Raw genomic sequence first — 11,282 nt, 5'->3', positions numbered from 1 at the left:
GCAGCCAGTACCCCCGGCACACCGAACGCCACGACCGTGTTGATCGCACGGGTCACGGTGGAGGGGGTGGGCGATCACCCTGCCAGCGGCATCAGCCGCGCCGCCGTGGAGGCCGTCGCCAACCGGACACTGCGTGAGATCGGCCCAACGTTGCCCGCTGCACTGGATTTCGAGCAGATCCAGCAGATCAGCGCGCGTATCACCCAGACGTATCGCGAGGCAGGGTTTCTGGTCTCGGTGGCCTATGTGCCGCCGCAGGACATCGGGGACAGCCAGACCCTGACGCTGACAGTCCTGGAAGGCCGGGTGGGCCGGGTGCTGGTGCAGGGCAGCCAGCGCTACCGCGACGACCAGCTCACCGCCAGCAGCCTGGGGCTGATCGGCCGCCCGTTGCGCCGGGCAGAACTGGACCGCGCCCTGCTGTATGCGCGTGACCTGCCCGGGGTGTCGGTCACTTCGATCCTGCAGCCCGGTGAGCACGCTGGTGAAACGGACATCGTGCTGGTCGCCCAGGACAGCGCGCATCCGTATGAAGTCACGGCCGGGCTGAACAACCATGGCACCGACAGCACCGGCAAGTACCGCGCCGAACTCGGTATCAGTGCCTTCAACGCGCTGGGCGCGGCTGATGTACTGAGCGCCAGTGTCGCCTACGGACTGGACCCGGCCGACAGCTGGCAGGGGGCGTTGTCGCTGAGTATTCCCTCCTCCGCCATCGATGGCCTCAGCCTGACCGCTGGCGTGAGCCGCAGCGAGATCGAGCTCAACAACGGCCCGTTCTCGGCGCTGGAAATCCATGGCCCCACCACGGTCGGCCACGTCGGGCTGGACTGGAAATTCATCAACCGCACCGATCTGCTGCTGCAGGTCTCCAGCCGCTGGATCCACCAGGAATCCCGTCTTGATGGCCTCGGCATGCAGCTCTCCAGTCATGCGTTCGACGTGCTTGAAGCCGGCCTGTCGATGCGGCATACCGACCGCCGGCTGCGCGGCATCAACCTGGTGCAGCTGAGCACGCGCAAGTCGATCAGCGACGAGTCAGCGCCGTTCGATTGGCTGTATCCCAACCACGACAGCTACTACTGGGTGACGCGACTGTCGGCGGCTCGCCTGCAGGCCCTGCCCGGCAACCAGCGTCTCTATCTGCGTGGCACTGGCCAGTTCACCGACAACGCACTGACACCGATGGAGCAGTTCAGTGTCGGCGGCCCGAACAGCGTGCGTGCCTTCCCGCTCTCGGCCGCGCTGGGCGATCGCGGCGTGCAGGCCACGTTCGAATACCAGGTCGATGCGCCCGGCTTCGCCACCCTGCCCTCGCCGTTCCAAGGCCGCAACTGGGGAGACGTGGTGTCGTTCCAGGTGTTCTACGACTGGGGCAGGACCTCGCCCGTGGCGCAGAACCGCCGGCTCGGGCTGCAGCCCATCACGCTCGAAGGCGCAGGCCTGGGCCTTCAGTTGCGGCTGCCGCAGCTGCAGGGCCTGCAGTTCAACCTGACCGCCTCCACCCCGACCGGCCGCACCCAACCTACCGATCAAGACGATATGCGCGTCTGGGCCGGCATCAGCCTGACGTTCTGAGGAACACAGACCATGAATCGTATCTATCGCCTTGTTTTCAATCGTGCTTTGGGCCGCGTCCAAGTTGCTTCCGAGCTGGCCAGTGGCAGCATGGCCGGATCCGGTGCTGCCCTGCCCTCGCAGCGGCAGTTGGCACTGCGCCCACTCTGGCTGCCGCTGCTGATGGCGCTGTGGGTGCCGGCCGGGCTTGCCGCGACCCTGCCTACCGGCGGCAGCTGGAGCACGGGCGCCGGCACCATCACCCCCAACGGTGCCAACGCGCTCACCGTCGACCAGACCTCGGCCAAGGCCATCATCGACTGGGCCAGCTTCGACATCGGTAACGCCCATAGCGTCACCTTCATGGTGCCCGTCAAAAACGCAGTCACCGTCAACAGGATCCATTCGGGCACACCGAGCACCATCGCCGGCATGCTCAACAGCCACGGCCAAGTGTTCCTGATCAATCCGGCCGGGATCGTGTTCAGCGCCGGATCCAGCGTCAACGTCGGTGGCCTGGTAGCCAGCACGATGACGCTGGACGGCGGGGTGGCCGATGACGTCTACGACTTCCAGGGCAGTTTCCAGGCCGGGGCGCAGATCATCAACCAGGGCACCCTGAGCGCCCCCAACGGGTCGATTTCGCTGCTGGGCGCGGCGATCACCAATGGCGGCAGCATCCAGGCCGCGCAGATCAACCTGCTGGCGGCCAACCAGGCGCAGCTGCAGTTCTACGAGCCCGGCATCGGCATCAGCTACTACCTGGCCAGCATCGGCACTTCAACCGGCACCGCGTTCGGCAACAGCGCCATCAACAACAGCGGCACCCTGAAGGCCGGGGCGATCAGCCTGAAGGCGGCGGTGGCGCCGGGTCTGCTGTCAAGCCTGATCAACGTGGGCGGGCTGGTCACCGCCGGCAGCCTCTCGGGCAATGATGGCAGCCTGTTGGTACAGGCCCGGGGCGGGGGCATCGTGCAGACCGGCGACGTTTACGCCGGTGCCGCCACGCTGTACGCCGAAGGCGATGTCACCCAGAACTCAGGAGCCCTCTCGGCTGGGACGCTGCAGTTTACCGGCCCTCTGCAGAACGTGTCGCTGGGGTCGGCCACCAACCGCATCCACAAGCTCGGCGGCACCGTGCAGGGCAATCTGGTGGTGGGCAACAGCATCGCACTGGCGCAGTTCGCGTCGCTCCACGTGGGCGGCGCGACGACGGTGCAGACCAACAGCGACATCGAATTGGACAACCCCGGCAATGCCTTCGGCGGCATCGTGTCGCTGGCCGGCAACAACGTGTACATCAGCGACGCCGCGATGCTGCGATTCGGCACGCTGAACGTCAGCGCGTTGATTGCAAGGGCGCCGCAGCTGCGGCTGTCCGGACCAGTCACCACGCTCGGCTACCAGCGCTACGATGGCGACCTCCTGCTTGAACGCGATACACAGTTGACCAGTAGCGCCGGCACCGTAGACTTCAGCGGTCGCGTGGATGGCGCGTACGCACTCGGCATCACCGCCCGCGGGTTGGCGTTCGCGGGCGACATCGGCGGCGTGACGGCGCTGTCGTCGTTTGATACCCGCGGCGTCCACTACCAGACGACGGTCGGTGGCAACCTCAATACCACGGGCAACATCGCATTCGGCGCGATCGGTCTGCGTGGGGGAAACTACACGGTGCGCAGCACGGATGGATCGATCACCGTGACCGGTCTCCTCGACGCGCAAACCGACGGTCGCGGTCGGCTCACGCTCGACGCCCGCGATGCGGTTTCGCTGGAGGCCGATGCCGGTGCGTCCCGTCGTCTGCAGTCGCTGGCGCTCGAGGGCGCGACGGTATCCGCCCACGCCATCCGCGTGAGCGATACGCTGACCGTGGACAGTGGCAGCGCGTACACCCAACAAGGCACCTACGAGATCGGCGGCCACGCCCGCTTCGTGGCCGATGGCAACATCACGCTCGACAACGCCGCCAACCGTTTCGGCGGCACGCTGTGGCTCGATGGCGACGCTGCAATCGTCGATGCCGCATCGACGCTGGCGCTCGACGGCATCGCCGTGGACAGCCTGCGCGCGACCAGCGTGGCCGGGCTGACGCTGGCCAACGCGAGGGTCACCGGTGATGCCGCGCTGACCGGCAGCGCGCTTTCACTGGGCACATTCGACATCGACGGCGACCTGAGCGCGCATGCAGGCACCGGCGGCCTCGTGTTTGGTGCCGGCCGCGTCGGCGGCAGCCTCACCGCAGACAGCGGCGCGACGATCGGCCAGGCTGGCGCACTCGACGTCGACGCGGCCGCATCGTTCGATGCCGTCGACGCAATCGCCATGGGACATGCCGGCAACCGATTCGGCGGTGATGTGGGCGCGCGCGCCGGTGCAGGCGTGGTCCTGCGCGGCCAAGACACCCTGCGGGTCGTCGACCTCGCCAGCGGCGCTGGAAGCAATGTCGACCTCGCGGGCGGCATTCTGGAACTCGCCACCGCGGTCACTACGGGCATAGGGCGCGTGACCCTGCGCTCGGAGACGGGCGCATTGGCCCTTGGGCACGCACTGGGCGGCGGTGCGGTGTCCCTGCATGGCGCGAACGGCTTGGTGCTCGGTGCCGACGTCTCCGCGGCAGGCGCGCTCGCGCTGTCGAGCGGCGTGGACATCGTACAGACCGGTGGTCGCATCACTGCAGGCGGCGCAGCGACCCTCGATGCGGGTCGCGACATGGACCTGCGCGGTGCCGGCAACGACTTCCGTGGTCGCGTGCACACGCGCGGTCGCAACGTGGCGCTCCACGACAGCACTACTCTGGTACTCGGCCAGGTGGACGCGGCCAGCCTTGATGTACAGGCGGCGACGATCCGCCTGGCGCCTGCCATCACCACATCGGGCGACCAGACCTACCGGGGCGGCGTCGTGCTCGACGCCGACACCGCGCTGGACAGCGCGTCGGGCGACATCGCGTTCATCGGCACAGTCGACTCGACCGCCAGTGGCCGGCATACCCTGACCGCGCGCGCCGGCGACGGCGACATACGCTTCGAGGGCGCGGTCGGCGGCAGCCATGCGCTTGCCGGGCTGGATGCCGCTGCAGCGCGGATCGCGATCGGCGGTGCGCTGACCATCGACGACGGCAACGGCGGTGGCACCCTGTCGCTCGCGAGCGAGAGAGGTGGCATCACCCAGTCGGCTGCGTTCCAGGTCACGGGCGACACACGCTTGGCGACGAATGGCGGTGCGATCACCCTGACGCGCGCCGACAATGATTTCGGGGGCAAGGTCGACCTCGTCGGAGCCGGCGCGGTGGCGATCACGGATCGCAATGCGCTGGCGTTCGGCAGCGTGTCTGCGTCCTCGTTGGCCGCGACCAGCCACGGTGCGCTCGATCTCGGTACGACGTCGGTATCGGGGGCACTGCGCGCCAGCAGCGGTGGCGAGCTGCGCCTCACCGGCATGATCCGGGCCGACACGATCGACCTCGCCGCAGGGGGTCGCTTTGTCAACGAGGTCGGCTCCACCGCGCTCGATGTCAGCGGCGGCACTGGCCAGTGGCGCATTTTCCTCGACAGCCCAATGCTGAACCACCAGTTCAACGGGGTCGACAGCGGCAATACCGCACTCTGGAACACCCCGGCATTCGCAACGCCGACCGCCGGCGGCAACCGCTACCTGTTCGCCTACCAACCTCTCTTGACCGTCACCGGTGCAAACCTGCGCAAGACCTATGGCGATGCCCTCGATCTGAGCCAGGCTTACATCGTGAGCGGGGCGATGCAGGGCGTAACCGGGGCTTACAAGACGGATCAGATCGGCAGCGTGTTGAGTGGCGCTCCGTTGATCACATCAGCCGGCTCCGCTGCGACGGCCCATGTGTCCACGACACCCTATGCGCTGTGGATCGGCAAGGGATCACTCGACAGCCCGCAATCCGGCTATGCACTGCGCTTCATCGACGGCACCCTGCAGGTGGATCCACGGGCACTGACGATCACCGCCAACGACGGCGGCAAGACCTATGGCCAGACCGGGGGCCTCAACGGCTATCAACTCGATGGCCTGCTCAATGGCGATACGGTGGGCAAGGTCGATCTTGCGAGTGCCGGATCCAGCGCCATGGCCAACGTCGGCAACTACGTGATCACTGCCCGCAATGCCGACGGCACCGGGCTGTCCAACTACGACATCACCTACGTCAACGGAATCCTGTCCATCGGCAAGGCCGGGCTGACCATCACCGCCAATGACGCCCGCGGGGGCATTGGCCAGACCACCGCACTGAACGGCCACACCGCCGAAGGGCTGCTCAACGGCGATGCGATCGACAGCGTTGTGTTGCGCACCGAGGGGGATGATGCCGATGCCCGCCCCGGCCGCTACGCGATCCTCGCCAGCGATGCGCGGGGCGCGCGCTTGGGCAACTATGACATCCGCTATCGCCCCGGTACGCTGGATATCGTCGGCGTGTGGCCAGAGCAGGCACGGCAGGTGGCCCGTGACGTCGCGGCGAATCTGCCTGCTGTCGCTGTGTCCCCGCTGGCTGAACCGTCGACCACCCCTATGTACCGGATGGACGGTGCGGCCATCAGGCCCGCGGAAGATCGCTGCACGTCCCTGGGCGGAGGTTGCCTGCGCCAGCCGCCGGAATGATCGCCGGCGTGCGATAGCAAAAAGGCGCATCCACCGGATGCGCCTTTTTGTCATGTAGCGTTCGACCGCCAGGTTACCGGATCACGCATCCGGCTCACCGGTTGATCACGTAATCCGCAATGATCCCGGTGGCGATGGCGACCAGCAGCAGGTTGCCGCGATCATCGCGGATCCAGTGGTGGTCGCGCGGCGGGCGGCGCACCGAATAGCGGCTGTAGTCGTTGACCACGTAGACCGGGCCACCGTAGTACTCACGGTAACGGTGGCCACGCGCCCAGCCGTAGGAGCCATACCCCGGCGCCGGGCGATAGACCACACGCGGCGGCGGCGGGCCCGGACGGTAGTAGCCACGGTTGTCGTAGCGAGGGTCGTAACGGCGGTCGTGGCGGACCTCGCGACGGTCATGACGGTCGTGCCGGTCATGGCGATCGTGGCGGTTGTCGTGGCGGTTGTCGCGGCGGTCATCACGCCACTCGCGGCGGTCGTGACCGCGTCCACGATGGTCATCGGCGAAGGCCGGGGCCACGGTGCCCAGGGCCAGCAGCGAGGCAACGGCCCCGACCACAAATCGATTCATGCGCATGACTGGCCTCGCTTGGTGGGTTGATGGCTCCATCATGCGCACCGCGTCTGAACGGTCTCCGGCTGGAAACGGTTTCCAATTCAATGGGTTTGACCCCGCATTCAGGCGGCGGCAAGCCCCGGGCACCTTGGCTCCCGGCGGCCCTGATCGCTTCCGGCTATAATTGGCCCATCCTTTTCTTCTTCTGTTCCTGTTCCGTCCGGAACGGGCGCAGGGTTGCGCCTTCGGAGAGCTCATGTCCTCGCAATACATCTACACCATGAACCGCGTCAGCAAGGTGGTCCCGCCCAAGCGGCAGATCATCAAGGACATCTCGCTGTCGTTCTTCCCCGGTGCCAAGATCGGCCTGCTGGGCCTGAACGGCTCCGGCAAGTCGACGGTGCTCAAGATCATGGCCGGCGTGGATACCGATTTCGAGGGCGAAGCCCGCCCGCAGGCCGGCATCAAGGTCGGCTACCTGGCCCAGGAACCGGAGCTGGACCCGACCAAGACGGTGCGTGAATCCGTCGAGGAAGGCGTGGGCGAAGTGCTGCAGGCCCAGGCCCAGCTGGACGCCGTCTACCTGGCCTATGCCGAGGAAGGCGCCGACTTCGACAAGCTGGCCAAGGAACAGGAGCGCCTGGAGGCGATCCTCGCCGCCGGCGATGCACACACCCTGGAAAACCAGCTGGACGTGGCCGCCGACGCGCTGCGCCTGCCGCCGTGGGAAGCCATCGTGGGCACCCTGTCCGGTGGTGAAAAGCGCCGCGTGGCGCTGTGCCGCCTGCTGCTGCAGAAGCCGGACATGCTGCTGCTCGATGAACCGACCAACCATCTGGACGCCGAGTCCGTGGAATGGCTGGAGCAGTTCCTGGCCCGCTACACCGGCACTGTCGTGGCCGTTACCCATGATCGCTACTTCCTGGACAACGCCGCCGAGTGGATCCTGGAACTGGATCGCGGCCGCGGCATTCCGTGGAAGGGCAACTACACCGACTGGCTGACCCAGAAGGACGACCGCCTGCGTCAGGAAGACAACCAGGAGAAGTCCCGCCAGAAGGCGATCCAGAAGGAACTGGAGTGGTCGCGCCAGAACGCCAAGGGCGGCCGCACCAAGGGCAAGGCCCGTCTGGCCCGCCTGGAAGAGCTGCAGTCGGTGGATTACCAGAAGCGCAACGAGACCAATGAAATCTTCATCCCGCCGGGCGAGCGCCTGGGCAATGCGGTGATGGAATTCAAGAACGTCTCCAAGAAGTTCGGTGATCGCCTGCTGTTCGACAACCTCAACTTCCTGGTCCCGGGTGGCGCGATCGTCGGCATCATCGGCCCCAACGGTGCCGGTAAGTCGACCCTGTTCAAGATGATCACCGGCCAGGAAAAGCCGGATACCGGCGAGATCGTGGTCGGCCCGACCGTCAAGCTGTCCTACGTGGATCAGAGCCGCGACGCGCTGGAAGGCAACCACAACGTCTTCCAGGAAATCGCTGGCGGCCTGGACATCCTCAACATCAACGGTGTGGAGATCCAGTCGCGCGCTTACATCGGCCGCTTCAACTTCAAGGGCCAGGATCAGCAGAAGCTGGTCGGCTCGCTGTCCGGTGGTGAGCGTGGCCGCCTGCACATGGCCAAGACCCTGCTGCAGGGTGGCAACGTGCTGCTGCTCGATGAACCGTCCAACGATCTGGACATCGAAACCCTGCGTGCGCTGGAAGATGCGCTGCTGGAGTTCCCGGGCAACACCTTCGTGATTTCGCATGACCGCTGGTTCCTGGATCGCATCGCGACCCACATCCTGGCGTTCGAAGGCGATTCGCACGTGGAGTTCTTCCAGGGCAACTACCGCGAGTACGAAGAAGACAAGCGCCGCCGCATGGGCGACGACGCCGCGCCGAAGCGCCTGCGCTTCAAGGCGCTGAAATAAGAAAGGAAAAACGGCCGCGCACTGCGCGGCCGTTTGCATTCCGGTAGGTCACGACCGTTGGTCGTGACGCCTTATCGTCGCGAGATAACCACCATGTCCCTCCCCGAGCGCCTGTTCCAGCTGCAGCAGCACGGCACCTCCGTGCGCACCGAACTGCTGGCCGGCCTGACCACCTTCCTGACGATGTCCTACATCGTCTTCGTCAATCCGGACATCCTGGCCACCACCGGCATGGACCCGGGCGCGGTGTTCGTCGCCACCTGCCTGGCCGCCGCGCTGGGCTCGCTGGTGATGGCGTTCGCGGCCAACTTCCCGGTCGGCATGGCCCCGGGCATGGGCTTGAATGCGTTCTTCGCCTTCACCGTGGTCGGCGCCGCCGGCCTGCCCTGGCAGCAGGCGTTGGCCGCCGTCTTCATATCCGGTCTGGTGTTCCTGGTGTTGTCGCTCACCGGCGTACGCGCGTGGTTGGTGGCGGGCATCCCGCCCTCGCTGCGTGCGGCGATCGTGGCCGGCATCGGGCTGTTCCTGGCGATCATCGCGCTGCAGAAATCCGGCGTGATCATCGCCAACACCGACACGCTGGTCGCACTGGGCCCACTCAACACCGCGCCGCCGCTGCTGGCACTGGCCGGCTTCCTGCTGATCGCGATCCTGGAGGCGCGCAAGGTGCGCGGTGCGATCCTGATCGGAATCCTGGCCGTCACCGGTGCCGCCTGGCTGCTTGGTGATGTGCAGTTCCACGGCCTGATCTCGCTGCCGCCGAGTCTGGCCCCGACCTTCCTCCAGCTGGACCTGCCCGGCCTGCTGCACCACGACGGCGGCGCGCCGATCGCGGTGTTGCTGCAGGTGGTGCTGGTCTTCGTGCTGGTGGAAGTGTTCGATGCCACCGGCACGCTGTACGGCGTGGTCGGTCGCGCAGGGCTGCTGAAACTGCCAGGGGCACAGAAGCGGTTCGGCCGTGCGCTGCTGGCCGACAGCACCGCGATCGTGGCCGGCTCGCTGCTCGGCACCAGCAGCACCACCGCCTTCGCTGAAAGCGCGTCGGGCGTGCAGGCCGGTGGCCGCACCGGCCTGACCGCGTTGGTCGTGGCCGCGCTGTTCCTGGCCGCCCTGTTGTTCTCGCCGCTGGCGGCGATGGTGCCCGGCTACGCGACCGCCCCTGCCCTGCTGTTCGTGGCCGGGCTGATGCTGCGCGAGCTGGTCGATGTGGACTGGGGCGACCTGACCGAATCGGTGCCGGCCGCGCTGTGCGCGCTGGCGATGCCGTTCACCTACTCCATCGCCAATGGTCTGGCCTTCGGCTTCATCGCCTATGCGGTGCTCAAGGCCGGCACCGGGCGCTGGCGCGAGGTGCACCCGGCGGTGTGGCTGGTGGCCGGGTTGTTCGTGCTGCGTTACGCGCTGGAATGAGGGTGCGCCTACCGACCCGCGGTCGGTAGCCGGCGGATCAGACCCAGGCCGGCCGCAATTGGCCGTCCGCGGCGAAGCGGTAGCGACCTTCGTACCAGCCCAGCGCAAACAGGCTGAGCACCTGCTCGTAATAGCGCGGCGGCGCGGCACGCTGCTGCTCCGGTGTGGGCAGGCCAGCCGCCATCGCCTTTGCCCGGTCCGCTTCGCCCTGCGCCTGCAGGTACGGCACCAATGCCGCCTCGAAGCCGTAGTTGCCGGTGCCCTCGCGCGCGCCGGTGAGCGTGTTGACCTTCTCGGGTATCGGCTGGCCGTCGCGCAACACCGTCAGCGGACCATGCAGCGCCTCCAGCACCGGGCGGAAGCTGGGATCGTTGACCGCGGTCATGCCCGCCCACAGGTAACAGCGGATCGCGTCATAACTGCCGAGCGGGCCCTTGTCCGGATCGGCGATGAAACCGCCGTCGCGCCACGCCGTCCAGTCCGGCGCGAAACCGTGCGGCGCGGTGTCGCGCAGCAGTCGCACACTGTTGCCGATCACGGTGGTCCACGGCCCGGTCGGGTCCAGTGCGGCGAACCGGCGCAGCAGCGGCAACGGTACGTAGCTGGGATTGAAGCGCCAGGTATCTTCGGTCGCGAACCCGTTCGGCCCTGGCATCAGCATCGTGCCCAGCCCCGGCACATTCACCACTTCCTGGGCCAGGATCGCGGCCAGCATCGCCTCGGCGGTCTGCCGCAGCGCCGGCCGTTTCCACAACCGCGCCGCTTCGTGCAGGGTGTAGGCCAGCCACACGTCCGAGTCGCTGGCCGGGTTGTCGTCGAGCACCTTCCAGGCGCTGGCGGCGGCATCACGCCCCCACAGCCAGGCCGGCAGGCGCTGGGCCATGCTGCCGCCGGCGAGGTTGTCCTCGGTCCAGCGCAGGATGCGGTCGAACAGCGGCTGATCGTTGTCCACCAGCGCGAAGAACAGCGCGTAGGACTGGCCTTCGGAGGTCGAGCGCTGGTCGGCGTTGTTGTGGTCGACCATGCGGCCGTCCGGGGTCACGCTGGAGGCGCGCATCACCTGCCACGCGGTCCACGGGCCGGGACCACGTGCCGGACCATTGGCCGAACAGGCCAGCAGCGGGGTCACGGCCAGCGCCTGCAGCAGGCGGCGGCGCATCGGGTGGAACGCTCGGGAATCAGTCACGGGACATCAGC

The 11,282-nt window shown here is 67.2% G+C and carries 6 protein-coding genes; 4 read left to right on the top strand and 2 right to left on the bottom strand.

The features are described 5' to 3' along the window. Positions 1-36 precede the first annotated feature (36 nt). Both EDF74_RS00170 and EDF74_RS00165 read left to right on the top strand, forming a co-directional pair. On the top strand, positions 37-1,578 hold the full coding sequence (locus EDF74_RS00170) for a ShlB/FhaC/HecB family hemolysin secretion/activation protein (RefSeq protein WP_184996992.1): 1,542 nt from the start codon (positions 37-39) through the stop codon (positions 1,576-1,578). A gap of 12 nt (positions 1,579-1,590) precedes the next feature. After that, on the top strand, positions 1,591-6,192 hold the full coding sequence (locus tag EDF74_RS00165) for an MBG domain-containing protein (protein ID WP_123728326.1): 4,602 nt from the start codon (positions 1,591-1,593) through the stop codon (positions 6,190-6,192). Positions 6,193-6,286: 94 nt separating this feature from the next. Here EDF74_RS00165 and EDF74_RS00160 read toward each other — a convergent pair whose 3' ends face one another. After that, on the bottom strand, positions 6,287-6,775 hold the full coding sequence (locus tag EDF74_RS00160; protein WP_123728325.1) for an RcnB family protein: 489 nt from the start codon (positions 6,773-6,775) through the stop codon (positions 6,287-6,289). Positions 6,776-7,010: 235 nt separating this feature from the next. Here EDF74_RS00160 and ettA point away from each other — a divergent pair, with 235 nt between their 5' ends. Together ettA and EDF74_RS00150 are read left to right on the top strand one after the other, a co-directional pair. Continuing rightward, positions 7,011-8,675: an energy-dependent translational throttle protein EttA gene (ettA, locus tag EDF74_RS00155; RefSeq protein ID WP_121042662.1), complete on the top strand. Its 1,665-nt coding sequence runs from the start codon at positions 7,011-7,013 to the stop codon at positions 8,673-8,675. Positions 8,676-8,768: 93 nt separating this feature from the next. Beyond that, complete coding sequence (locus tag EDF74_RS00150; protein ID WP_123728324.1) at positions 8,769-10,085, top strand: NCS2 family permease; 1,317 nt, start codon at positions 8,769-8,771, stop codon at positions 10,083-10,085. A gap of 37 nt (positions 10,086-10,122) precedes the next feature. On the opposite strand, the gene bcsZ is transcribed toward EDF74_RS00150, so the two are convergent. Further along, positions 10,123-11,244 (bottom strand): cellulose synthase complex periplasmic endoglucanase BcsZ, encoded by a 1,122-nt coding sequence (gene bcsZ / locus EDF74_RS00145; RefSeq protein ID WP_123728323.1) that lies wholly within the window; start codon positions 11,242-11,244, stop codon positions 10,123-10,125. Positions 11,245-11,282 lie beyond the last annotated feature (38 nt).

The sequence above is a fragment of the Stenotrophomonas rhizophila genome, from assembly GCF_003751305.1.
GTDB classification, from domain to species: Bacteria; Pseudomonadota; Gammaproteobacteria; order Xanthomonadales; family Xanthomonadaceae; genus Stenotrophomonas; species Stenotrophomonas rhizophila_B.
This window is presented reverse-complemented; position numbering and strand designations above follow the sequence as displayed.